A 23,994-nucleotide genomic window follows, 5' to 3' on the forward strand; every position below is an offset into this window, starting at 1 on the left:
ACTTGATCCTGCGGCCCCGCATCCGGCGGGCGGCTTGCGCTCGCCAGACCGTGAGCTTACAACAGCCGCATGACGCAGGCCAGCCACTCTCCGCACCTTCCCGAAGATTGGCGCGAAAACGCCCATGATCTTGCCCGGGGGCTGGCTGCCTATTCCGGCAGCAGGCTCGTCGGTGGCATAGCCAGGGTCATTGCGAAGCATCCGCAAGCGAACATCGCCAACGCCTTCAACCACAAGCAGGTCGACTGCAAGATGTGGGCCCGCGACAAGCTCTTCGAGAGCACCGGCGCAGACTGTCGCCGGGTCATCGTGCTCGGCGGCTGGTACGGCGTTCTGTCGGCCATGCTGCTCGAAGATTCGCGCTTCGACATCGAATTCGCCGTGAGCTGCGACATCGATCCCGCGGTTGAGCCGGTCGCGCGCACACTCAATGCAACCTTCGGCGACAGATTCCATGCGATGACGGCCGATATGCACACGCTCGACTATCGCGCCCTGAATGCGGATCTGCTGATCAACACGAGCTGCGAGCACATCGCCGAACTGCGGAACTGGCTGGACCTCCTTTCGCCCGGCACGCGCGTCCTCCTGCAATCGAACGACTACTTCAGCGAGCCCACCCATATAAGCTGCGTCGGGTCGCTCGAGGAGTTTCAAGCGCAGGCGCGTCTCGCGCGGATCGACTTCGCGGGAGCGCTGCCGACGAAAAAATACACGCGCTTCATGCTGATCGGGTCGGTCTAAGTCCTGACGGACTGTCTCGACGAAAGCCGCTCGCCGATGATCCTCGCCGTTCCGGCGGCTCCGTCGAGGTCGAGCGGCGGGATGGCCGGCCTCGGCCGTGCAAGCATCGCCCTCACCTTCGCGGCCAGAAGCTCGGACGTGATCCCCTCCTCCGGCAGCACGCCGGCGAGATCGAGCTGTTCGAGCCGTGCCGCCCGCGTGCTCTGTTCGGTTTCGCCACCGGCGGTAAATGGGATGAGGAGGCACGCGCAGCCGGCACGCAGAATGTCGCACACGGTGTTGTAGCCGGCCTGCGAGACGGAAAGGCGGGCACCGCCGAGCAACCCACCGAAATCCTGCCGGAAACGAAAGAGACTGACGCCCTCCGGAGCAGCGGCCGCGAATGTATCGAAATCCGCCTGCGGCAGGTTCGGGCCGGTTAGCAGACACCAGCGAAGTGCATTCGGCAGAAGTTTCGCGGCCTCGAGCGCCGCGCCGATCAGCTCCCTGCCGACAGCGCCTCCGCCCGCCGATACCACGATGTCGAATTTCTCGGCCGCTTCATTCGGCGGCGGCGGGGCGACGAGGCCCGTATAGACGACCTTGTCGCGGATTTCGCCCGCAAGGGGAAATGTCTCCTCGATACGGGCGAATCCGGGGTCGCCGTGAACGAGTACGAGATCGAAATGGTTTTTAACGAGTTCGACGGTCTCCTCGGCCCTTCCGGGCTTGACCCTCTCCTGCAGAATGTCGCGCAGCGATGTCGCCACGAGCGGTGGCCGGTCGCTCGCCGCAATTTCGGCGAGCAGCGGCAGCAGTTCGAACCGCATCTGACGACGCCCGAAGGGGAAGGCCTCGATGATGACGACGTCCGGTTCCGTGCGACGGAAGGCCTCGATGAGCAGATCCCTTCGGTGCTCCTGCAAAGCGGCCGTGACCGGGTTTCCGCCGCGGTCGACAAGCCCGGAAAATCCTTTGTCGCCGGCGGTCACCGCCGGCAGTGCGACGGTTTGCACACCTTCCCCCGGAAAGCCCGGCACCGGCGTGCCGCCGGTCACCATCGTGACCTCGAAATCCCGCTCGGCCAGCGCTCCGGCAATGCGGCTCGCGCGGGCCAGATGCCCTATACCGAGAAGATGCTGCACATAGAAAAAGACGCGAGGCCTCAAGGACTTCTTCTCCATTCGCTTTCGAAGAGCGCGACCAACTGACGGACGCTGGAGTGGTGGTCGAACTCGCTGCGCACGCGCCGTTCCCCCGCGGCGCCAAACCGCCGGCGCAGCTCCGGGTCGCGGATCAGCCGCTCGAGTGCCGCGGCAAGAGGCTCCGGGCTTTCCGGTGGCACCACCAGGCCGTTTTTGCCATCTTCAAGCAATTCAGGAATGCCGGAGACTGCAGTCGAGACACAGGCAAGCCGCTGGCTCGACGCCTCCACGAGCACATTCGGCAGGCCGTCGCGGTCACCATTGGCCGCCACCCGGCAGGCCAGCGCGAAGATGTCGGCCTCGCGGTACCGGCCCAAAACATCCTTCTGATCGAGTGCCCCGTGCCAGCGGATGCGATCCTCCAGGCCAAGCTTTGCGGCAAGCTTCCGGAGCCCGCCGGTGAGCTCTCCCGCACCGATATGCTCGAAGCGCCAGTTGAGATCCGCAGGCAACAACGACAGCGCCTTCAGGAGGACGTCGTATCCCTTCTTGGGAACGGCGCGCCCGACGCTGACGATGCGCACCGGATCGTCGGGATCCGAGCCGTCGCGCCGGGAATGCTCGCCTTCGAAGCCCGGGAATCGATCGAGATCGAGGCCGTGATAGCTCAGATGGACCCGGGTCTGGTCCTTCGACAGGTCCCGCAGATGCTCATAGCCGCTTCGGGTGCAGGTCACCGTCCAGCGGGCCCGGTCGAGCTTGCTCGAAAGCTCCCAATCCTCGGAGGTCCAGATGTCCTTTGCATGGGCGGAGCAAGTCCAGGGTATGCCGGTGATCATGCTGGCATAGTCCGTTACCGAGGCCGGCGTGTGAATGAAGTGGGCATGAAGCCACGCGGCGTCTTCCGGCCATTCGGTGACAAGCACCAGCGCCTGGCCAAGACGGCGGAAGCGGTTGCGTGAAACGTCTCGCGCGAGGTCCCGGAGGAACTGCCCGAGCACCCGCCGGAAGCCTGGCTTCGGGACGGTCTTCACCAAGGCGCGGAAAACGCGCCACGGCTCCTCATGGAGATATTCAGGCAGGTAATGGACGGCCGCGCGTATTTCGTCATGGACGGGATGGCGTTTCCTGTCGGTCGGACGGCGCAGGGCGATGAGGACGAGCTCATGCCCTGCTTTTTCGAGGCCCAGCAGTTCCTGGGCGATGAACGTTTCCGAAAGGCGTGGATAACCCTTCAGCACGACGGCAATCTTCGGTTTCGGCGACACGTGTCTTCAGTTCGATCTTTTCACGACGGCCAAATGCTCGATCGATCTGTGATCGAGCCATTCGCCGACGATGTCGGATATGTGGACGAGCCCTTCCAGCCTCAGGCCATTGGCGCGGAGCGACGGCGGCGCGCGCTGCGGCAGCGCCTTCAGGGCGGCAGCAAGGCGTAGCGGTTCTTCCGCCTCCTGAGGAAGCAGCATGTCGACGAGCCCGAGTGCGGAGGCACGCTGGGCACGGATCAACTGTTCTTCCCGCGGCTGAAGGCGCGGCACGATGAGAGCCGGCTTATCGAAGGAAAGGATCTCGCAATAGGTGTTGTAACCGCCCATCGATACGACGCCCTTGGCGCCGGCGATCAGCTCCTCCATGCGATTGTCGAACTCGATGATCTTGATGAAGGGGATCTTGCCTCCCTTCTTGATCAGCTTGTTGCGCTGCTTTGCAGGCATATAGGGGCCGAGGACGACGAGCGCGTTATGCGTGAGTTCGGGATCGTCCTGATAGGCGTGGATTACGTCATGGATGAGGTCCGCTCCGTCGCCGCCGCCGCCGGTGGTGACCAGAATGTAATCGCCTTCCGGCTTGTGGCCGGGCAGCCCGTCGTGAGGAACGCTCCTTTGCAGAAAACCTACGAAGTTCATGCGGTCGCGCACGGCTCCCGGCACATCGAGCCCGACCAGCGGATCGTAGAAGTCCGGCGGCCCGTAGACCCAGATCGAATCGTAGAATTGTTCGATCTTGCGCATTGTGTCGCGCCGCTTCCATTCCTCTTCGAGGAGGTGCGGCGCGTCCATGATTTCGCGTAGGCCAAGCACCAGCCTGGTGCCGTGCGTCTTCAGGTAGGCGAGCGTATCCTCCACCTCGCCGCGCAGACCCATCGGCTCCTTGTCGACGACGAAAATATCCGGCCGGAAGGTTTCCGCTGTCGAACGGATGATCGACTGCCGCATTTTCAGCGTCTCGTGCAGCTCGATGTGGCGGTCCAGCGAGGTATATTCGCCGTTTCGGAGCTTTATGACGCTCGGGATCTTCACGAAGTCGACGCGGGCGCGATAATCGAAGGCGCCGGCGATGGTCGCACCGGATATGATCAGTATCTGCAGTCCGCTGTAGTCTTCCACCAGTGCATGGGCGATGGCGCGACAGCGTCTGAGATGGCCGAGCCCGAAGGTATCGTGGCTGTACATGAGGATGCGGGCATCCTCGAAGCGCCGTGTCATACGAAAAACCTTTCGCTCAAAGATAGAACCGTCGAAGTCTATTGCAGCGATCGCTTGCAGCCAACAGCGATACCGGGGCTTATTTGTAGGGATCGGCGGCGTCGCGCAACCCGTCTCCCAGGAAGTTGAACGCCAATATCACAAGAATGACAGGGATCGTGGGGAAAAGCAGCCACGGATAGAAGGCAATGACGCTGACGCTCTTTGCCTCGGTGAGCAGGATGCCCCAGCTGGTTATCGGAGGACGTAGCCCGAGGCCGAGGAAGCTCAATGCCGTTTCTCCGAGGATCATACCGGGTATGGAGATCGTTGCCGTGGCGATGAGATGGGACATGAAACCCGGAACGAGGTGGCGCCCTATGATGCGTCCGCTTTTGGCGCCCATCAACTGCGCGGCAAGGACATAATCCTCCTCCCGGAGTGCAAGCAGCTTCGAGCGCACGGCGCGCGCCAGGCCGGTCCAGTCGAGCAGGCCGAGAATGACGGTGATGCCAAGATAGATGAGAAGCGGGCTCCATGTCGCCGGCATGATCGCCGCCAGAGAGAGCCAGAGCGGAATGCTCGGTATCGACTGCAGGACTTCGATCAGTCTCTGGACCACAAGGTCGAAGATCCCGCCATGATATCCGGCAAGCCCGCCGATGACGATGCCGAGAACGAAGCTGACGGTGATGCCGAGAAGTCCGATCGTCAGCGATATCCGCGCGCCGTAGATGATCCGCGACAGCACGTCGCGGCCGAGACGGTCCGTGCCCAGGAGGAAAAGCTGCCCTCCCTCCGCCGGGCAAACCAGATGCAGATTGCCTTCGAACAACCCCCAGAAACGGTAGTCGTCGCCGCGGCAGAAGAACCGGATCGGCTCGACGACCGACGTATCGTCCGCGTAGTTGCGCTTCAGCGTATCCATGTCAAGCGTCATCGTCCGCCCATAGACGAAGGGGCCGACGAACTCACCCTCGTGGAAAAAGCGAACGCTCTGCGGCGGCGCATAGATGAAATCGACATTGCGCGTGTGCAGGTCGTAGGGCGCGAGAAACTCGCAGATCAGGATCATGCCGTAGAGCACCGCGAGGAAGATGCCCGAGACGAGCGCGATCTTGTGGCGCTTGAACTTCCACCACATCAGGCGCAGCTGCGATGCCTGGTTCACCCGCACCTGCTCCTCGGTCATGACCTCCACGGAATAGGGGTCGAAGGGCGCGGTCGAAACGTAGTGCGGAAGGGGCTCGCCGGGCGCCGGGATCGGTGACGTCACTTTGTGCTCCTGCCTTGCAGACGAATTCGAGGATCGAGGACGGCGAGCGCCAGATCGGAAACCAGCACTCCGATCACGGTGAGGAACGCGAGGAACATCAGGAACGACCCGGCGAGATACATGTCCTGGCTCTGCAGCGCCTTGATCAGCATCGGTCCGGTGGTTTCGAGGGACAGCACGATCGCCGTGATTTCCGCGCCCGAAATGATCGCCGGCAGGATCGACCCGATGTCCGAAATGAAGAAATTGAGCGCCATGCGCAGCGGATATTTGAGCAGGGTCCGCGTGGGCGAAAGCCCCTTGGCGCGGGCGGTCACGACATATTGCTTCTGGAGTTCGTCAAGCAGATTGGCCCTGAGGCGCCGGATCATGCCGGCAGTACCGGCCGCGCCGACGATGATGACCGGGATCCAGATATGCTCCAGTATCGACTTCGCCTTTTCCCAACTCATCGGTTCGGAAAGATACTTCTGGTCCATCAAATGGCCGATCGAAGTTCCAAACCATATGTTGGCGAAATACATGAGGACCAGGGCCAGCATGAAATTCGGGACTGCGATGCCGATGAGGCCGATCAGCGACAGGCCGTAGTCGCCCCAGCTGTACTGGTGCGTGGCAGCATAGATGCCGATCGGAAAGGCGATGACCCAGGTGAAGATGATGGTGACGAAGGAGACCAGAACCGTGAGCCATAGGCGCTCGCCGACGACCTCGCTCACCGGCAATTCATATTCGAAGGAATAGCCGAAATCGCCCTGGAGCATCCCCGCGACCCAATGGACATAGCGCAGGATCGGCGGCTGGTCGAAGCCATACTGCTTACGCAGCGCCTCGATCTGTTCCATGTTGACGCCTTCGCCCTGCGCCCTGATCTCAGCAATGTAGCTTTCGAAATAGTCGCCCGGGGGCAGCTCGATGATGGTGAAGACGAGCGCGGAGATGATGAGGAGCGTCGGGACCATGACTGCGATGCGCCAGAGAATGTATCGCAGCATCTCAGTCGTCCTGTTCCAACCAGAAGGTGTCGGGCTTGTAGGCGCCGAGATAGCTCGTCGGATCGAAACCGTACAATCCCTCATCGGGGAAATTGCGCAGCTTCTTCGTGACGAGGATCGGCTGCAGCGAGCTGTTGACCAGCCCGATCGAGAAGACCTGGTCCGTGTAGATGGACAACATCTGTCTCCAGATGTCAGCCCGCTCGGCATCGTCCGCGGAATGCCTCCAGCGCTTGAGCAGGTCCAGGAGCTCGACGACCGGGGGAAGGTCGGGCGCCTCGCCCATTTCGCCATGCGACATATAGTTCAATCCCCAGACGGGCCACTGCAGCTGGTCGTCTGTCGTCGGTGCAAGCTGGGCGGGGCTCATGTCCGCGGTCGGCACGCCGTTGTCGATGCCGAACCACATCGACATGATGATCTCGCCGCCGACCGCGCGGCTGCGGAAGGTATCGCGCTGCGAGGTGCGAATGAAGAGCGAAATGCCGATCTCGCGCCAGTAATCGGTTATGAGCTGCAGCACATCGGTATCGAGCGTGCTTTCGCCGGCCGTCTCTACGACGATCTGCGCCTTTCGGCCGTCGGGAAGGATACGGATTCCGTCGCTGCCGCGCTTGGCCAATCCAGCCGCGTCGAGCAGTGCATTCGCCTGCTCCGGATCATGGGCGATCCAGGCACTTGCGAATTCGGGCCGGAAGAGAGGACTTTCCGGCAGCACCGTGTCGGCGCTTTCCTTCGTCAGCCCATAGAAGGCCGCCATGTTGATTTCGCGACGGTCGATTGCAAGCGACAGCGCACGACGGACGCGCACGTCTCTGAGCAGCGGCCGCCACACCGGGTCGGCAGAGTTGAGGTTCGGCAGCAGCGCCAGGCGTGATCCCGACGTTTTCTTCCAGAGCTTCACCTCGACCGGGTGCCGTTTCTCCGCATCTTTGAGATAGGTATAATCGACGAAATCGATCCCATATGCCTGCAGGTCGCTTTCGCCCGTGCCGGTCTTTGCCGGAATGAGCGAGGACGAGCTGACGCTGAGCACGAAGCGGTCGATATAAGGCAACTGCAAGCCGTTTTCGTCCACCCGGTGGTAGTAGGGGTTGCGTTCGAAGACGAATTGTTCGGCCGGCAGGGGCGTGGTGTTGCGCCACGGGTCGAGGGTCGGCAGATCCGGATTCTCGGGCCGGTAGGAGCGCGCCATGCGCATGTGGAGCTGGCTCCACTTTTTGACCCGCTGCTCCTTCAGGAACGCCTTCAGCTTGTCCTCGTCCTGATATTTCGTGTGGAATTGCTTAAGATAGGCCGAAGGCATGACGACGACCAGTGGCTGCGGTGCGGCGAGTTCCTGCAGGAAAACCGGATTCGGCCTCGGCCAGGAATAGCGAACCGTTCGCTCGTCTACGATTTCGAACTTCGCCGCCTGTCCGTCCATGACCATCGCCGGCGGCAGGCCGGCCGGGGTAAGATCCTCGTTAAGGAGCACGTCTTCGAAGCAGTAGCGGAAGTCCTCGGCCGTCAACGGCGAGCCGTCCGACCACTTGTGGCCCTCGCGCAGATGGAAGGTGAAGATGCGGTCCTCGACCGTCTCGTAGCTTTCGAGAATGTCGGGCAGGAGATTGAGCTTCTCGTCGTAGCCGACCAGGCGGGTATAACCGTAGATCGTCATCAGGCGAATGTCCTTCGCACTGCCGATCAGGCTGCGGATCGTGCCGCCGTGGCGGCCGGGTTTGCGTCCCATCGCTGCGACATCGATCACCCGCGGCGTCTTCGGCAATCGTTCGCCGACGGGCGGAAGCTTGCCTTCCTGGACGAGGGCGGCGAGCGCGTCGGGTCCCGCCGCCGCCGCAAGCATTGCTTTCGGAAATGCAGCCGAAGCGAGAATACCGAGCGCAGTTCTTCGGGTGATCATCGGCGTAACTCCCTGGCATCCACCGATCTGCGGGCGAGGACATAATGCCCGCCACCGAGATCGGCGGGAATAAGAGCTTCGTTCTCGCCGCCGTCGGAGAATTGCGCACCCCAGCGCTGCTGGTCCGATCCACCGCTCGCCTGAAGGGAATCGAAGTCGAGCTTACGGTCGAGGTCGGGATAGGGAACTGCGGCGAGGAGCGACTTCGTGTAGGGGTGGACCGGATTGCGCATCAGCACCTCACGCGGTGCCAGCTCCACGATCCGGCCCGCGCACATGACCGCGATCCGGTCGGCCATGTAGTCGACCACCGCGAGATTGTGCGAGATGAACAGCATCGTCAGGCCGAGCTCTTTCTGCAAGTCCTTGAGAAGATTCAGGATCTGCGCCTGCACCGAAACATCGAGCGCAGAAACGGGTTCATCGCAGATCAGAAGCTGCGGCACGAGCGCGAGCGCCCGGGCAATTCCGATGCGCTGCCTTTGGCCGCCGGAGAAGCTGTGGGGATAGCGATTGATGAAGCGCTGGTCGAGCCCGACCGACTGCAACAGGGCGCGAACGTGTTCCTCGCGTGACTTCGGCGTCCCTCGACCGTGAATCTCCAGCGGCTCGCTGAGGATGTTCTTCACCGTCATGCGCGGCGAAAGCGAGGAGACGGGATCCTGGAAGACCATTTGGATCTTCGCCCGCAAAGCTTTGAGTTCCCCACCGTCGAGCTTCAGAACGTCGAGCGCGCCGTCCCCGTCGTCAAAGGTGATCGTCCCCTTATCAGGCGTCACAGCCCGCATCAGGATCTTGCTCACGGTCGTCTTGCCGCAGCCGCTCTCGCCGACGAGCCCCAGGCATTCGCCGCGGCGGATGTCGAAGCTGACATTGTCGACAGCGCGATGCCGATATGCGGTGCCGCTGCCGAACCAGCCGGAGCTGCGCGTGGAAAACGTCTTCGAAAGGTTGCGGACGGACACGAGGACATTGGGACCCGCGGCTTTCCTGACTTCGCGGTCGCCGACGATCGCGCCGGCCTTGACCGGCACCTCGCGCAACGCCTTCAGCCGCTCGCCGGGTTTCATGTCGAAGTGCGGCACGGCAGCCATCAAACCCTTGAGGTAGGGATGCCGAGGATTGCGGAAGATCGCATCCACAGGTCCGGCCTCGACGATCTCGCCATGGTAGATAACGACCACCTCGTCGGCCATGTTGGCCACGACCCCAAGATCGTGGGTGATCAGAAGCATGGCCATGTTGAGCTTGCTTTGAAGCTCGCGCAGGAGCTGCAATATCTGCGCCTGAACCGTCACGTCGAGTGCCGTCGTCGGTTCGTCCGCGATGAGCAGTGCCGGACGACAGATCAGCGCCATCGCGATCATCGCGCGCTGTCGCATGCCGCCGGAAAGTTCGAAGGGATACATGTCGTATGCCCGCTTCGGATTGGAAAAGCCGACATAGCCGAGCAGTTCCTCCGCCCTCTCGCGGCGCCCCGCCTTGTCGACGTCCGTATGGATCTTCAGCACTTCGGAGATCTGGTTGCCGATCGTGTGAAGCGGCGACAGCGATGTCATCGGCTCCTGGAATATCTTGCTGATGCGTGCGCCGCGGATCTGCTGGATATCGCGCCCGTCCGTATCCAGCGAAAGCAGGTCGACGGGCTTCGCCTCGGCTTCGGGATCGTTGAACAGCACCCGGCCGCCGACACTTGCCACGCTCGGCAGGATGCCCATGATCGCCTGGCTGATCGCCGACTTGCCTGAGCCCGACTCGCCGACGAGGGCTGTAACCCGCCCGGGCAGGATTCTGAAATTTGCTCCCCGGACGGCTTCGACCTCGCCGCCGAGCACCGAGAATGTGATCCGCAGACCCTCAACTCGCAGCAGGTCCGCTCCTGACGTCATCGCAGCACGCTTCCCTCAATACCCCTCCTGCACGATCCCAACTCGAGGCCGCCCCCAAATAAAATCATGCAGCCATTTCCTGCAGCGCCGCGTCTGATCGGACGCGCAAAGCTCGCTGCCCCCCTTTAGCGCTGCATGCCTTTGCCTTTTGATCGGCTAGGATCGACGGAAACATGCAGTAGCCTAACAGCGAAGTTTGCTCGCCCCGCCGGGCGCACTGCAACTTTTTGCCACTGAAAAACAGTAGCCTAGGTTAAACGGGCTGTCCAGCATGCCAGCCGAAAGGTCCGGAAGCGTCGAAGCGGCCTTACGAAAACGGGCAGCTGCCGTTGGTCAGGACGTCCTCGCAGCGCGGGGAACGCCGGAAATCGTCGTAATAGAGCGTCCAATCGGTCGTGTCGGCGGCCCGATAAGGTCCGAACTTGAAGTACTGGTTCTCACCGAGACCCTTGTCCGCATGGCCCACATGGCCCTTGACGGTGATGATCGGCTGGCCGTTGGCAAAGAGCTCTATGTGGCCCGAGCCGTCGGGACCAGGTCTCGTGAAGACGACGAAATCGATCCAGCCGGACTTCGGGTCCGGCAAGGGATTGCCATGGTTGGTTATGGTGATCCCGTCCGTGCATGAATTGAAGAGGGTACCGTCTTCCGGCTTCCAGTTGCCGTCGGTCGCCACCAGCATGCGCATCTGGTTGACTTCCGGACGGAGCCAGACCGGCGCCTGGCCTGGCGCGCAACGCGCCGGTACGCCATCAAGGCCGGCGGAGACCGGAGGCAGATGGTTGGTTTCGACCGTGGCGAAGAGCTTTCCGAAGTTCATGCGCAGCGCCAGGAAGGGGCTGAAGTCGCCCTCGGCACCGGGATCGATCTCCCGCTTCCACTGCGCGATGAGATAGCGGTGGTCGTCGCTCGGCACCGGATCGTCGAACTTTACCGAGAAACCGTACCATACCCCCTTGTCGTAGGGCACACGCAGCTCGGTCTTTTCCCAAATCTCCGCGCGCTCGCTGCAGCCATCGTGATCGGCTGGGCATCTGGGGACGATGCTGAGCTTCAATCCGCCATTGCCGGAGTGCTTGACTGCGCTCTGGAACTCGTATGTGCCGGCGCTCTGCTCGAAATTCTCCCGGTAGTAGAGCCCGCCTTCGGGTGCAAAATCCGTACCCTCGAAACCGTCGAACAATTTCCGTTCGTAAGCTGGCGGCTCATCCGCCGACTGGGCATAAGTAACACCCGGCGAGGCAATCGCCGCCGCCAGCAGAGCTATACGAAACATCGGTCCCCTCATTGAAGCATCTTGTCGATCAGACCGCGTGGGCCAGGCGGCCGTTTCTTGTTGCGGTAGAGCAACATGACATGTTCAGCCTCGGAAAGTCCATCCTCGGTTGCATCATATGCCCGCTCCTGCGCGATTGCAGCAAGGGCGGTATCCCGCGGGTAGAGGACCGTGAACTTCTGACGAACCCCGCGCAGTTTCTCCTGCCCGAGCGTTTGCCATTCCCCGCCGCAATAATTCACGAAGGCCTCGCTCGCGACGACGCTGTGGGCGTATTTCTTCGTCAGGTTCTGCAGCCGCTGAACCTCGTTCACCGCGGAGCCGAACACCGAGAAGGTCAGCCGGTCGCGCAGGCCGACATTGCCGAACATGACGTTCCCGACATGCAGGGCGATGCCGTAGCCGATCGGCTCGCGGCCCTGCCTCCTGCGTTCCGCGTTGAGGGCCGCCATGCGCGCCGTCGCCGCGCCCACGGCGGCGAATGCCTCGCGGCTGGCCATCTCCGACGGCTCCTTGTGTCGGCCGCAGGGATAGACGCCGATGAAGCCGTCGCCGATGAAGCTCAGGATCTGCCCGCCGTTGCGGTTGAAGGGCGTGGCGATCGCGTCGAAGAAACCGTTCAACGACTCGATATAGGCCTGCCGGCCTTCCTTTTCGGCAAGCATCGTCGACTGGCGCATATCCGCCATGACGAGAACCGCGCGTACCGTCTCGCCGTCGCCGCGCCGGACCTGGCCGCTCATCACGCGGCGCCCGGCATTGGCGCCAAGATAGGTGGTCAGCATGTTGTCGGCGAGCTTGCCAAGTACCGCCACCTTGGCGGCGATCGCCAGATGGTTCTGAAGCCTCAGAAGGGCGGCGATGACGTCGTCGTTGAAGCCGCCCTGGCGGTCCGTCGTCCAGGAGCCGACCATGCCGTGTTCGGATTCTGCCCCAAGGGGCTGCATGAAGGCTATGTAGTCGGTCGCTCCCTGCTCCTTCAGCTCGTCGAAAATCGGGAACTCCGACGGCAAGGACGGATCGATTCGGCGCCTGACATGGTCGAGATTGTTGCTGAGCAGGTAATAATAGGGGCTGCGCAGGAATCGCTCGGGATTAAGCGCCAATTCCTCGTGGCGCAGGCCACTCACCTCTACGCCCTGCCCTCGCCACCAGGTAAAGCCTAGGGCGTCGTAAAGCGGATGGAGCATCGAGAAAGACAGATGGACGCGCATGAGCGGCAGGCCTGCCGCCGCCAGCCGCTCGCAGAACCCGCGCACGATGGTTTCGAGCGTTTCGTCGCTGAGCGAGGTTCGCATGAGCCAGTCAGCGACCTTGTCCAGGAGGATTTGGGAAACGTTGTCGTTGATCGGGCTCATGCCATATCCTCATCGTCGCGGCAACGGTCTCCGCCAGCGTCGACCGCGAAGCAGCGATCGCTCGCTCGCGGCAGCACTGAAGTGGGTACCCGTCGGTGAAAGAAGGCTCCCGCCGCCTCCCGCGGCCGTTCGTGCAGCGATCGGGTCACCGCTGCGCTCCTGCAGATATTCACCGCAGAACACATTTTCCAGAGACCACGAGCGATTTTTGATCGTTGCCGGATCGTACACGCAACGGCCCTGCACATTGCACCCTGAAATTGCTGGGGTCCCTCATGACCGCATGCCTGCCCGGCCAGACAAAACGACGCAGGCCGTCGGGCGTGCGGCGCCGCAGAGCGCTTGACTTGCGGTGGCTTTCCCGCCAACAAAACGGCACCGGGGTCCGCAGCCGGATCGCTGAAACGGCCCTCCCGGCAACAGAACTGGAAGCCAATCTTGACCTCTCCGCATCACGACAGGCTGCTCGAATCGATTTCCGGCCGCACCGCTCACGTCGGCGTCATCGGCCTCGGCTATGTCGGCCTGCCGCTTGCCGTTGCAATCGCGCGCTCCGGCTTCCATGTCACCGGTTTCGACATAGACCCGGGCAAGATCGTCGCGCTCGACGCCGGGAGCTCCTATATCGAAGCAGTTTCGGACGCGGCGCTTGCCCGCGAAGCCGGCGCCGGGCGCTTCCGCTCGACGACCGACTTTTCGGACCTTGGCCTTTGCGACGTCATCATCATCTGCGTGCCGACGCCGCTCACCAGGCACCGCGATCCCGACCTCTCCTTCGTGGAGAATACGTCACGCGCGATCGCTGACCGCTTGCGGCCGGGTCAGCTCGTCGTTCTGGAGTCGACCACCTATCCCGGCACCACCGACGGTATCGTGCGCTCCATCCTGGAGGAAACGGGGCTCAAGTCCGGCACCGACTTCTTCGTCGGCTTCTCGCCGGAGCGGGAAGATCCGGGCAATCGCGCCTACGAGACCACGAGCATTCCCAAGGTCGTGGCCGGAGACGGCCCAATGGCCGCAGCGCTGATGGAGCGGTTCTACGCCGCCGTGGTCACGACGGTGGTACCGGTCTCGTCCAACGCGACCGCAGAGGCGGTGAAACTGACCGAGAATATCTTCCGCGCCGTCAACATCGCGCTCGTCAACGAGCTCAAGGTCGTCTACGAGGCGATGGGCATAGATGTCTGGGAGGTCATCGAAGCCGCCAAGACGAAGCCGTTCGGCTACATGCCGTTTTATCCGGGGCCAGGACTCGGCGGGCATTGCATTCCGATCGATCCCTTTTATCTGACATGGAAATCCCGCGAGTACGAGCTGCCGACACGCTTCATCGAGCTCGCCGGCGAGATCAATTCGGCAATGCCCCGTCACGTCGTCGCCAGGCTCGCCGAGGCCCTCGACCGGCGGGAAGGCAAGGCGCTCAGCCGCTCGGCGGTCCTCGTCATCGGGCTTGCCTATAAGAAGAATGTTCCGGACATTCGCGAAAGCCCCTCCCTGAAGCTGATAGAACTCATCGAGGAACGCGGCGGCAAGGCCGCCTTCTACGATCCTCATGTGGAAGAAATTCCCTCGACCCGCGAACACCTGGCATTGAAAGGCCGGCGGTCGGTCGTTTTCGACGAAGCGAGCGTGCGCCGCTTCGACGCCGTGCTTATCGCGACCGACCACGATGCCGTCGACTATGCCGCGCTTGCCGGCTGGTCACCGCTGATCGTCGACACGCGCAATGTTTTCGCGCGCCACGGCCTTGCAGCAGAGCACATCGTCAAGGCTTGACTGCCTTGGGCATGTCCCCTTCAAGTGACAGGTCCCCTCCGGAAAGCGCGGCCTTCAGGTTCCGTGCGGCCACCGCGTAGCCGCCCGCCGCACCGTCGATGAAGTGCATGTGGTCTCTGCTCATCGGTGTCGGAACGATGCATGTCATCAGTGCCGAATCTTGCCGGTGGAGGCCATAGCGGCAGATGCCCGCTGCCGCTCCCTGCTGCAGGCGTTCCTCGATGCGGCACAGGCGATCGATGCTGACGTCGATCGTCATCTTCAGCCCGTCGTCGAACTTGCGGAAGTCGGAGTTGCTGGCGAGGTCGCGCCTATATCGCTTGACGTCGAACCGTGCGAAATTGATGCCGAGCCTGAAACAGAGAAACAGTGCAAGGCTCTGCGCGGCAACGAAGGACCAGGTCAGGAAGCGCCGGCCCCGCGGAGCGGCGGCGCGCGATTCCACCGTAATGCCGCGCATGGAAAGATGCGGCTCGGGACCATTTTCCGGCACCGGATGCCCGCCCCGCTCCTCGCCCTCAGCCAGGTGCACGATATCGCCGATCAGTGTCTGGAACTCAGGACCGACGCCGCGCGCTCCGGGCACCGCGATGATCGATACGATCGCCCCATGGCGCGAGACGATCGGGTCCCAGCGGCAGGACAATCCGGTCAGGTCGGGTCTCGTCCCAGGCGCAGCGGCCGCGATCTGGTAGCGGCCCGCCTTCATTTCCGTTTCCGCCCAGCTGGCTCCGCCGCCGGAAAACATGGCGTAGGAGACTTCGTTGCTCGCCTTGAAGCGCGCGACACGCATGTCGAACCCGTTGGCGCGCACATCGGAGACCGGGACGATCGCGGCGCGAAGCTCGAGGTCCAGCTCTTCCGCCACCCATGTCTTTGCCGCGGCGAGTATCTCTTTCGCCTTCGCGGCCAACCCTCCGGGCACGGCAGCGAGTGCCCCGTCGCCGCCGAAGACGAAGGCGAGATTCTTCTCGTCGAGCCCGTTCATGAGTGCCGAGATAACGCTCGCACCCGCCATGTTCACGCTCTTGTACCGCCCCTCAGCGATCGCTCCTGTCGAATCGACGATATCGGCCAGGGCGAGAAACCAGCCCTCAGGCAAGGGCCGGTAGTTGGCCTCGTCGGCGACGCCCTCGAAGGCCTCGAACAAAGGAAGGCTTGCGTAAAATTCCCTGTCGGCCGGCTGCACCATGGTGCCAAACTCCTGGATCTCGATGATTTCAGGTGGGATCGACTCAAAATCATGATCGATAATGCACCTTCTCTTCGAAGAATAGTTTCCCCTTCGTGCCATGCAATCCGCACGCGACCGTACCAATGGCATTGCAGGACCCTCATGATTTGTGCTTGTCTAATCACTGCGCCCGGGCAAAGTGCTACGGCAGGCAGGATAAAGCCGGAACGGAATGCAGGACGATACACTTCGAGTGAAGTTTTGGGGCGTACGAGGCAGCTTGCCGGTATCCGGCGAGCAGTTCCTGCACTACGGAGGAAATACGCCCTGCATCGAAATTCGCTGCGGCAAAGAGGTGTTGATCTTCGACGCAGGATCGGGCCTGCGCGAAGCCGGGCTGTCGCTGATGTCCGAAGGCGTATCCGAATTCGACGTTTTTTTCACCCATACCCACTATGATCACATCATCGGCCTGCCCTATTTCAAGCCGATCTACCGCTGCAGTTCCGCTGTCCGCTTCTGGTCCGGCCACCTCCACGGCAAAATGTCCACGGCCGAAATGATCAACGAATTCATGAGGCCGCCATGGTTCCCTGTCAGCACGGGCATCTGTCAGGCGAGCCTCGACACCGTCGATTTCCGCCCGGGCGAAACGCTGTCGCCGCGAAAGGATGTTTCCATCCGCACCATGAGCCTCGTGCATCCCGGCGGATGCGTCGGCTACCGTATCGAATGGGGCGAACGGGCGGTCGCCCTCATCTACGACACGGAACACGAACCCGGCATTCTCGATCCCGCGCTTCTCGAGTTCATCGCCGGAGCCGATCTGATGGTCTATGACTGCACCTATCTGGAGAGCGAGATGCCGACCTTTCGCGGCTATGGGCACTCGACCGGAATGCATGGATCACAGCTCGCCAAAGCTGCCGGCGTCGCGCGCCTCGCCATGTTCCACCACGATCCGTCGCGCACCGACGCGGCGCTCGCCGCCATGGAGCAGGAAGTCCAGGCTTTCTTCTCGGGCGCCTTCGCCGCGTGCGACCGTCAGGTGATCGATCTATAGGACCGCAGACCCTGGTCTTTTAACCGGCTGAAGACGAAGAGTGGGATACGCATCAGAAGTGAAGATTGCGCAAGGCGAAACGAACGCATGATCTGTCAGGCGGTTACTGGTCCTCGCAAGCTTACGGGGGTCCGAACTTCGGGCAACCGGCCGTGCTCCTTAGCAAGGCATTGCATGCCTGACTACCGATCCAAGAGCTCAGCGATCTTGCGCCAGCGGCACGCCGCGTGCGAGGCGGTGATGTCGAAAAGCCTGGAGAGGAATTCCCATACGCTCTCGTCGTGAACGAGGTGATGGGTGAGAATTCCCACCGTCCCGCCCCCCTTTTCGATTTCGTCCAGCCGGCGATCGATGTCGCGAAGGATATCGCCATGAGGGCGGCAGCCGCGGGTGCCGTGCCAATCCAGCACGTCCACATGGGCGTTTATGAGCTGCAGCCCCGGGACACGCAGCGCGGCGGACTTCCCCCCGTCCTCCGGTCCGAAAACCGAAAGCGCCGCAAAGCCGATCTCGCGCAGTCGAGGGACCAGACCCGGATCGATCCGGTTCCATGGCGGAACGAGGAGCGGCACCAGACCGGCGGGATAAAGCGCGCGCAGGCGGGCCCATCCGGCCTGCAAGTCGGCGGCGACCGCCTCGCGCGGCCTGTGAGCGCCGAGCTCCTGGCGTTTTTCAGTCGCCGGGGCATGGTTTCGATGCGACCATCCGTGGACGGCAACTTCGACATGCGGACGTCCGGCGAGGCAGCGCGAAAGGCGCTCGTCGGTATTTGCCGGTATGACGGCCAAGGTCACCGGCACCGAAAAGCGCCCGGTGAGGTCAAGCAACCGGTGGAGAGCGGCCGTCGGTTCGACGGCATCGTCATCCCGTAGCCAGAGATCGATAGATTCGCCTGCCTCCTGCAGGCGATCGAGCCTGTCGACGAGCGTCTGCCACATCGGTTCCGTCGTCATTTCCTGCTCCCCAAGAAGTCGGTGAATATCTCGGCAAGACGTGCGGCGGCGGAAGGAAGCGAGCGGTGCTCGAAAACGAAGCGCCGCGCGCGGTCGCCAAACTGCCTGCGCGAGGCTCCGTCCACCAGGAAGTGCCGAACCGCCGACGCCAGGGCGCCGACGTCGCCGGCCGCCGTCAGATATCCCGTTTCACCGTCACGCACCACTTCCGGCACACCCGCCGTGTGCTGCGCCACGACAGGGAGGCCGGCAGCCTGCGCCTCCAGATAGGATAGTCCGTAGGCCTCTCCGCAGCCCGGCCAGGCATAGAGGTCACCGCCGGCAAGAATCTCGGGAATCGCCTGAGGCGCCCTTTCGCCAAGCCAATCCAGCCGTTCTGCGGGAATGGCCGAGAAGGCGTCCATGACCTCGGCGCGTGCAGGACCGTCGCCCACCACCGTAAGCGTCCAGGGCGCATCGGCGATGAGGGCGAGCGCGCGGGCAAGCATGCGGTAGCTATCCATCTTGTCGCCCGGACGCATCATCGCGACGGCGAGCAGCCGGTTCCCTTCGGCCCCGGTTCTTCGCAGGTCGCGAAACGGAGACACATCGATGAACGGCGCGAGCAGCGCAGAACGCACCTCCGGTATAGCCTCTTCGAGCCCCTCCCGGTCACGATGGGTGAAACAGATGTTGACCGCAGCCTGCCTTGCCCCGGCGGCGACCTCATCTTGCGCGAGTTTCCAGGCGCCCAGGTTGCGCCGGTACGAATAGGAACTCTCGGCGGTGACGTAAGGAATGGAAAACTCCGCCGAGAGTGCGGGGCCGATGAGATCCGGAGCCTTGTAATAAGGGTGATAGCAGAACCAGACGTCTGGCGCGCCTCTCCACCGCCAAAGTCGCCGCAGCCGGGCGATCTCCCGCTGCGCTTCCTTGCGCAAGGCAGACAATGCCTGGTCCGACGCTTCGCGCGAGAAGGTGCGCAATTGGGATGCGATGACGATATCGTGCCCTGCCAGCCGGAGCGCTTCGATCAGCATGCGCGCCATCTGCCTGTCACCGGAAGGGACGGGGTGGTCAGGCGACTTCAGCGGCGCGTGAAAGGCGATCTTCATGCAGCGCGAGCTATCCCCGCGTTCCATTCCGATGTCAACAGGCTCTTATTCGCCCCAGCGGCGGTCCGGCGGCAGCAATCGCCGCTATTCCGCCGCGGCCTCCCCGCCTTGGGCGAGCGCCGCGTTCTTCCTGGCGATCGCATCGCGTGTGGCGGCAGCCGCCGCCGGCGCCGATTGCGCGTCGTCGCCGGCCACTTGAACCGTCGGCGAGGCAAACTGGATGCCGTGGGTCTTGAAGGCCTCCTTGATCATGGCCTGGGCCCGGCGCCTGACCTGGGTCTGATGGCCCGGCATGGTCTTCATGGCGAAGCTCAGGGTTATGCCGTAATCGCCAAACTGCTCCACGCCCTTCATCTTCACCGTTTCGATGATCATCGGCGCGAGCTCCGGGTCCTCGAGCAAGGCGGCTCCGACTCCCTTCACCACCTTTTTCACCTTGGCGACATCGGAGTCGTAGGAAACATTGATCAGGAACTTGTCGATAACCCAGTCGCGGCTCATGTTCTGTACCGCGCCGAGCGAACCGAAGGGCACGGTAAAAACCGGTCCGCGGTGATGCCGCAGCTTCACGGAGCGGATGCTGAAAGACTCCACCGTGCCCTTGTAGCTGCCACTTTGAATATACTCGCCGACCCGGAAAGCGTCATCCATCATATAGAAGATGCCGCTGATGATGTCCTTGACGAGCGTCTGAGAGCCGAAGCCGATGGCGACGCCAAAAACGCCGGCCCCGGCGATCAGCGGGCCGACCTCAACGCCGAGGCCCGAAAGCACCATCATGCCGGCGACGACCGCGATGAAGGCCGCGAGAAAATTGCGTAGGATCGGAAGCAGCGTGCGCAGGCGCGTGTTGCGCGCGAGCTCCGCGGAATCCTGCACGGCCAGGCTTGCGCGCGCCATGCGGAGGTTGATGGATTCCTTCGCCAGCTGCCAGACGAGATCGGCCGCCAGGAGTATGACGATGCCGGCCAGCACGCCGCGGAAGATGCGGTTGATTGCATCGTCCTGCATCATCTGCGCGCCGTCTAAGCGGAAGACCATGGCGAGCCATACTGCCGCGATCGCGATGATCACGAGTCTCGCCCCTCGCTCGATCAGAACATTACGCAGGACGCGGAAGTCCTCTGCGGCGGCGGCATCGAGCATCGTCTTGGTCGCTGCGCTGGTGAAGCGAAGCAAAGGCGGCAGCCCGAGGACATAGACGCCGAGCCAGAACAGCACCTCCATGCCCGCAACCCAGAAGAACCAGAGCAAGACCAGGAAGGAAACGACCAGTGCATTGCGGAGGACGCGGCGCGCGGGCGCCATCGCGGCGACCGGCCGTCGCAACGTCGTGTCGATCGCAAGTCCGAGAACGACGAGCCCCAGGACCGCGGATGTTAGGTCGCGGACGTCTTCGGGGAACGCAAGCGCCCGCATCATGTCGCCGATGGCCCATACGGAAGCGACGATACAGATGAAGAGAACGGACCGTCTGAGCCAGTAACGGGCACCATCCGGAGTAAGCGACCCATACAACCTCGCCGGATCCGTGGTCGCGGCGCCCCGGATTGCAGGCGTCAAAACGGCCGACGCAACCGCGATCAGTATGCGCGCCATGATCCAGGCTATCAGCAGCGGCGCGACCGCAGCCCCAAGGTTATGCGGCCAATCGGCGGCCACGAAAGCAGCTACAGCAGCAATCGCAAAGGCCACAAGCGGAGCGATGCTAACGAAGGCGGCCAATCCGCTCGCCGCTTGCGCGTTGTTGCGTCCGGCACTGCGCCGCAGGACATTGCGCAGAAGGAACTCCGCGCCGTAGCCGATCAACAGAACCAGGGCAAAAGCCCATATGATCGGCAAGCCTCCCTGACTCTCCAGGTCGCCGGATACGCGCTCCCTCGCCGCCCGCCATTCGGGCAGCACACGCGGAGCAGCGCTCATCAGCGCCGTGATGTGCCTCCTGGCTTCGGCCGTCCAGCGTGAAGCGAAGCTTTGGGGCGGCGCGACGGCAACAGGCTCGGAAGCCGCCTGCCTGGTCTCGATCCATTGACGAACCTCGGGGTCGTCCAACAGCCGGATGAGCTGCTGGACCTTGGCAGGAGGCGCGGTCGCCGGCTCCTGAGCCGCCAGGGGAACGGCAGCAGCGAAGGTAAATTGAAGAAGGAAGACGACAACTGCTGCGAAGACGGCGCTCCGTCGGCCGCTCCTTGCACCTGCACTCATGCGATAGCCCCTCTCATCGCCCGAACATTCGGCGACAATAGTGGCATATCAACACTTACGCGTCACCCCGCAATCCCGTGCGCTTCGAAAGGGGATCGGTGCTCCGCGCCAGACGCCGGCGCGCCCATGCCGGCATGAGCCCTCGGGTATATGATTGGGCCTCAGGCCGGGTCAGGTTCGACAGCCGCAACGGTGGCGGCCTTTTCGCGGGAGGAGTGTTTCAGGGCCGACGAAGCGACTGCGTCCCATTGCGAAAGAATGCGATCCGGCAAATATCTCTTCGCGCTCGCCTCGGCATTTGCAGCAAGCCGGCTTCTGAGCTCGCCGTCGCCGAGCACGCTGGACAGCGCTTCGGCAAGCGCATCCACATCGTTGCTGGGAACGAGGAGACCATCCTCGCCGTGCTCCACCATGTCCGACGGGCCCCACTCGCATGCGAAGGAGACCACGGGAAGCCCCGCAGCCATTGCCTCGAGCAAGACTATGCCCCAGCCCTCGTAGCGGGACGACAATACGAAGACGTCGGCCGTCTCCACCCATAGTCCGGGTCTTTGCGTCACGCCCGGCAGCTCCACCCTGCCTCTCAAATCCAGCGCATCCCGCAGCGCCTCGAGCGATTTCCTGTCATCGCCCTCGCCCCAGATGACGAGCTTCCATTCGGGGTGCCTGGAGGCGATCCGCGCAAAGGCCTCGATCAGGAGATCGAAACCTTTCTGGCGCGTGAGCCGGCCAACCGCGGTCAGGATATTGTTGCCGCGTCTCTTCTGCCATTCGCCCGGCAGATCGACGGCATTGGCGATCACCCATCCCCTGCTGCGCATCTTCTCCGGAAAGTAGTCGAGCGCCCCTCGGGTCATCGTCACGAGGCCGAAGGCGCGCGGATACAGCCGATGCTGAACCCATTTCCAAACCGCACCGAAAGGCTGCAGCGCCGGATTGTTGCGTTCGGATACGATCACTGGAACCGGCAGCCCGATCGTCGCCAGCAACGTCAGCACGTTCGTTCGGGTCAGGAAGCTCAAGACGAAATCGGGCTGCGAACGGCGAATGGCGGACCGCAGGCGATGGATCCTCTTAAGCACGAGCAGGCCGCCCTCGATCTTCCCGGTCCTTTGCGGCGGCAGACCGAGACGTTCAATTTCGATCTTCGGATCCAGCTCGTAGTAAGGTCTCGCATCCGGGGGCTCGAGAGTGACGAGCGTCACCGCGCAGCCCAGACCGGCCCAATGGTTGGCGACCAGTTTTACCACATGCTCCGTGCCGCCAGCGCCAAGGCCCGGCAGCACGATTGTTGCACGCGCTCCGGAAATGTCCGGTGCCTCAAGCGCGGGAGAATTCGAGGTGTCATTCTCCTCTAAATGCCCCTCCCCTGCAGGCTGGCGAGCGTCACGGACCGGATTCGTGGCTGCGGCGGCAGCGACGGTTTCTCTTCGCCAAAGGGACGTCATCTGGTGGCTCCATTCCGCCTTCGCGATGCAAAACTCGCGATCGTGACCAATGCTGATTGGAATGTTTGCGGGCGCGCCTCACGCCCTATGCATTGACAGAATGCGTGTTTTTCATTTCATATTCAAATTGCTTAAACGAATGCCTGAAAATGCCAGCCGTGGAATTCCCCCGGCACCGCAAGTTTATTTATTTGTTTCGAAGAATCAATACCGCACAACACGAACGACCGCTGCCAACGGTAAGTATTTCCTGTTTTCAGCCCAAGTCCCATTGAGAAATGGGTTGTAGAATTATTCCTGACACACTGTTCTGTACCGCGCAATCATCGCACCAACACTACACTAACCGAAACATACGCTCAGCGGTGGTTATCTCGAGTTTTATGGAGACGTACGATGGCTAGCATTCTCAGGCGGGCATGGCGTCGGGTGGAGAAGCGGGTACGGCTCACCGCCTATGCGGCGCGAGCTGACAGTTTCCTGATCTCCTATCCAAAATCGGGCCGCACCTGGTTCCGCTACGTTCTTTCCCACTATTTCGCGGCCACCTCCGGCGTGCCGGAGCCGATAGACCTTCACAACATGTTCTCTATCGTACCGAATTTCGATCTCGACCCGGTGCGGGGAATGCCGGGCTACCGCTTCCGCGAAGCGGAAGGCGCCATTCCAACGATCCTCGTCAGCCACCTGGATTATCGCCCCAGCCTGTTCCTCAGGCGCCCGGTCATTATGATGGTAAGAGATCCGCGCGATGTGATCGTTTCGGCCTATTTCCATGCAACTCGGCACAAGCACCGCTTCGCCGGCACCCTCACGGAGTTCATAAAGGACCGTGACCAGGGCATGCCCGCGATGATCGACTACCTCAATCGCTGGGCAGGCGGCTTGTCCAATCGCGCCCACTTCGTTCTGAGCTATGAGGGTCTCTCCTCCGACACGGAAGAACGAACCAAGGCGGTACTCGAATTCCTCGGCTGTCCCGTCGACCGGAGGGCGCTGCGGGCAGCGGTCGATGCCGGGCGGTTCGAGGCCATGCAGGACAGAGAGCGGGTAGAAGGCATTCCGGCTCATGACTACGATCGAAGCGACGTGGAAAGCCTGCGCATGCGGCGTGGCAAGGCGGGCGGCTTCAGAGACTATCTGGACGGGGCGCAGGTCGCAGAGGTCGAGCGTTTCTGTTCGACCGATCTGACAATTGACGCCAAGCGTCTCGTCGGCCACACCGGACTAAACGTCTGATCCGGCGCC

18 protein-coding genes are annotated in these 23,994 nt (G+C 62.5%); 4 read left to right on the plus strand and 14 right to left on the minus strand.

Annotation, left to right across the window (positions count from 1 at the left end):
* Positions 1-69: 69 nt before the first annotated feature.
* A complete protein-coding gene (locus SINAR_RS1000000137300; protein ID WP_027997803.1) occupies positions 70-744 on the plus strand; it encodes a hypothetical protein in 675 nt (224 codons plus the stop codon).
* On the opposite strand, the gene SINAR_RS0103700 is transcribed toward SINAR_RS1000000137300, so the two are convergent.
* The 9 genes from SINAR_RS0103700 to SINAR_RS0103740 form a co-directional block, all read right to left on the minus strand.
* Entirely contained in the window at positions 741-1,907 is a 1,167-nt protein-coding gene (locus tag SINAR_RS0103700) for a glycosyltransferase family protein (RefSeq protein WP_027997804.1), read from the minus strand. The genes SINAR_RS1000000137300 and SINAR_RS0103700 overlap by 4 nt on opposite strands.
* Complete coding sequence (locus SINAR_RS0103705) at positions 1,889-3,136, minus strand: glycosyltransferase family 4 protein (RefSeq protein WP_027997805.1); 1,248 nt, start codon at positions 3,134-3,136, stop codon at positions 1,889-1,891. The genes SINAR_RS0103700 and SINAR_RS0103705 overlap by 19 nt, the downstream gene beginning before the upstream one ends.
* Positions 3,137-3,142: 6 nt before the next feature.
* The gene (locus SINAR_RS0103710) at positions 3,143-4,357 is read right to left on the minus strand and encodes a glycosyltransferase family protein (RefSeq protein WP_027997806.1); all 1,215 of its coding nucleotides are present in this window, start codon (positions 4,355-4,357) and stop codon (positions 3,143-3,145) included.
* 79 nt (positions 4,358-4,436) lie between these two features.
* Positions 4,437-5,612: an ABC transporter permease gene (locus SINAR_RS0103715; protein ID WP_027997807.1), complete on the minus strand. Its 1,176-nt coding sequence runs from the start codon at positions 5,610-5,612 to the stop codon at positions 4,437-4,439.
* Positions 5,609-6,607 (minus strand): ABC transporter permease, encoded by a 999-nt coding sequence (locus SINAR_RS0103720; RefSeq protein WP_027997808.1) that lies wholly within the window; start codon positions 6,605-6,607, stop codon positions 5,609-5,611. The genes SINAR_RS0103715 and SINAR_RS0103720 overlap by 4 nt, the downstream gene beginning before the upstream one ends.
* Position 6,608: 1 nt before the next feature.
* Entirely contained in the window at positions 6,609-8,510 is a 1,902-nt protein-coding gene (locus SINAR_RS0103725; protein WP_027997809.1) for an ABC transporter substrate-binding protein, read from the minus strand.
* A complete protein-coding gene (locus SINAR_RS0103730; protein WP_027997810.1) occupies positions 8,507-10,399 on the minus strand; it encodes an ABC transporter ATP-binding protein in 1,893 nt (630 codons plus the stop codon). Before SINAR_RS0103730 ends, SINAR_RS0103725 begins: the two co-directional genes overlap by 4 nt.
* Positions 10,400-10,706: 307 nt before the next feature.
* Positions 10,707-11,675 carry a polysaccharide lyase family 20 protein gene (locus SINAR_RS0103735; protein WP_027997811.1) on the minus strand — a complete coding sequence of 323 codons (969 nt, stop codon included), beginning with the start codon at positions 11,673-11,675 and terminating at the stop codon, positions 10,707-10,709.
* A gap of 8 nt (positions 11,676-11,683) precedes the next feature.
* Positions 11,684-13,033: an adenylate/guanylate cyclase domain-containing protein gene (locus SINAR_RS0103740; RefSeq protein WP_027997812.1), complete on the minus strand. Its 1,350-nt coding sequence runs from the start codon at positions 13,031-13,033 to the stop codon at positions 11,684-11,686.
* Positions 13,034-13,471: 438 nt separating this feature from the next.
* Here SINAR_RS0103740 and SINAR_RS0103745 point away from each other — a divergent pair, with 438 nt between their 5' ends.
* A complete protein-coding gene (locus SINAR_RS0103745) occupies positions 13,472-14,809 on the plus strand; it encodes a nucleotide sugar dehydrogenase (RefSeq protein ID WP_027997813.1) in 1,338 nt (445 codons plus the stop codon).
* On the opposite strand, the gene SINAR_RS0103750 is transcribed toward SINAR_RS0103745, so the two are convergent.
* Complete coding sequence (locus SINAR_RS0103750; RefSeq protein WP_027997814.1) at positions 14,799-16,001, minus strand: DUF3095 domain-containing protein; 1,203 nt, start codon at positions 15,999-16,001, stop codon at positions 14,799-14,801. The genes SINAR_RS0103745 and SINAR_RS0103750 overlap by 11 nt on opposite strands.
* 214 nt (positions 16,002-16,215) lie before the next feature.
* Here SINAR_RS0103750 and SINAR_RS0103755 point away from each other — a divergent pair, with 214 nt between their 5' ends.
* On the plus strand, positions 16,216-17,046 hold the full coding sequence (locus SINAR_RS0103755; RefSeq protein WP_027997815.1) for an MBL fold metallo-hydrolase: 831 nt from the start codon (positions 16,216-16,218) through the stop codon (positions 17,044-17,046).
* Between the two features lie 182 nt (positions 17,047-17,228).
* Here the strand turns inward: SINAR_RS0103755 and SINAR_RS0103760 are convergent, their stop codons facing one another.
* From SINAR_RS0103760 to SINAR_RS0103775, 4 genes are all read right to left on the minus strand, one after another.
* Positions 17,229-17,999, minus strand: a complete 771-nt coding sequence (locus SINAR_RS0103760) for a polysaccharide deacetylase family protein (protein ID WP_027997816.1) — start codon at positions 17,997-17,999, stop codon at positions 17,229-17,231.
* A complete protein-coding gene (locus SINAR_RS0103765; RefSeq protein ID WP_027997817.1) occupies positions 17,996-19,093 on the minus strand; it encodes a glycosyltransferase family 4 protein in 1,098 nt (365 codons plus the stop codon). The genes SINAR_RS0103760 and SINAR_RS0103765 overlap by 4 nt, the downstream gene beginning before the upstream one ends.
* An 84-nt stretch (positions 19,094-19,177) precedes the next feature.
* Positions 19,178-21,298 (minus strand): mechanosensitive ion channel family protein, encoded by a 2,121-nt coding sequence (locus tag SINAR_RS0103770; protein WP_027997818.1) that lies wholly within the window; start codon positions 21,296-21,298, stop codon positions 19,178-19,180.
* A 161-nt stretch (positions 21,299-21,459) separates the two neighbouring features.
* On the minus strand, positions 21,460-22,746 hold the full coding sequence (locus tag SINAR_RS0103775; protein ID WP_027997819.1) for a glycosyltransferase family 4 protein: 1,287 nt from the start codon (positions 22,744-22,746) through the stop codon (positions 21,460-21,462).
* Positions 22,747-23,142: 396 nt separating this feature from the next.
* Here SINAR_RS0103775 and SINAR_RS0103780 point away from each other — a divergent pair, with 396 nt between their 5' ends.
* Positions 23,143-23,985 carry a sulfotransferase domain-containing protein gene (locus tag SINAR_RS0103780; protein WP_027997820.1) on the plus strand — a complete coding sequence of 281 codons (843 nt, stop codon included), beginning with the start codon at positions 23,143-23,145 and terminating at the stop codon, positions 23,983-23,985.
* Positions 23,986-23,994: the final 9 nt, after the last annotated feature.

The organism is Sinorhizobium arboris LMG 14919 (assembly GCF_000427465.1).
Lineage (GTDB): Bacteria > Pseudomonadota > Alphaproteobacteria > Rhizobiales > Rhizobiaceae > Sinorhizobium > Sinorhizobium arboris.

What these genes read in the sequence shown, in the direction of transcription:
- SINAR_RS0103760 (WP_027997816.1), bottom strand. Translation starts at nt 17,999, where the DNA reads ATGACGACGGAACCGATGTGGCAGACGCTCGTCGACAGGCTCGATCGC.
- SINAR_RS0103755 (WP_027997815.1), top strand. Translation starts at nt 16,216, where the DNA reads ATGCAGGACGATACACTTCGAGTGAAGTTTTGGGGCGTACGAGGCAGC.
- SINAR_RS0103780 (WP_027997820.1), top strand. Translation starts at nt 23,143, where the DNA reads ATGGCTAGCATTCTCAGGCGGGCATGGCGTCGGGTGGAGAAGCGGGTA.
- SINAR_RS0103740 (WP_027997812.1), bottom strand. Translation starts at nt 13,033, where the DNA reads ATGAGCCCGATCAACGACAACGTTTCCCAAATCCTCCTGGACAAGGTC.
- SINAR_RS0103750 (WP_027997814.1), bottom strand. Translation starts at nt 16,001, where the DNA reads ATGGTGCAGCCGGCCGACAGGGAATTTTACGCAAGCCTTCCTTTGTTC.
- SINAR_RS0103775 (WP_027997819.1), bottom strand. Translation starts at nt 22,746, where the DNA reads ATGACGTCCCTTTGGCGAAGAGAAACCGTCGCTGCCGCCGCAGCCACG.
- SINAR_RS0103765 (WP_027997817.1), bottom strand. Translation starts at nt 19,093, where the DNA reads ATGAAGATCGCCTTTCACGCGCCGCTGAAGTCGCCTGACCACCCCGTC.
- SINAR_RS0103700 (WP_027997804.1), bottom strand. Translation starts at nt 1,907, where the DNA reads ATGGAGAAGAAGTCCTTGAGGCCTCGCGTCTTTTTCTATGTGCAGCAT.
- SINAR_RS0103730 (WP_027997810.1), bottom strand. Translation starts at nt 10,399, where the DNA reads ATGACGTCAGGAGCGGACCTGCTGCGAGTTGAGGGTCTGCGGATCACA.
- SINAR_RS0103710 (WP_027997806.1), bottom strand. Translation starts at nt 4,357, where the DNA reads ATGACACGGCGCTTCGAGGATGCCCGCATCCTCATGTACAGCCACGAT.
- SINAR_RS1000000137300 (WP_027997803.1), top strand. Translation starts at nt 70, where the DNA reads ATGACGCAGGCCAGCCACTCTCCGCACCTTCCCGAAGATTGGCGCGAA.
- SINAR_RS0103720 (WP_027997808.1), bottom strand. Translation starts at nt 6,607, where the DNA reads ATGCTGCGATACATTCTCTGGCGCATCGCAGTCATGGTCCCGACGCTC.
- SINAR_RS0103735 (WP_027997811.1), bottom strand. Translation starts at nt 11,675, where the DNA reads ATGTTTCGTATAGCTCTGCTGGCGGCGGCGATTGCCTCGCCGGGTGTT.
- SINAR_RS0103770 (WP_027997818.1), bottom strand. Translation starts at nt 21,298, where the DNA reads ATGAGTGCAGGTGCAAGGAGCGGCCGACGGAGCGCCGTCTTCGCAGCA.
- SINAR_RS0103725 (WP_027997809.1), bottom strand. Translation starts at nt 8,510, where the DNA reads ATGATCACCCGAAGAACTGCGCTCGGTATTCTCGCTTCGGCTGCATTT.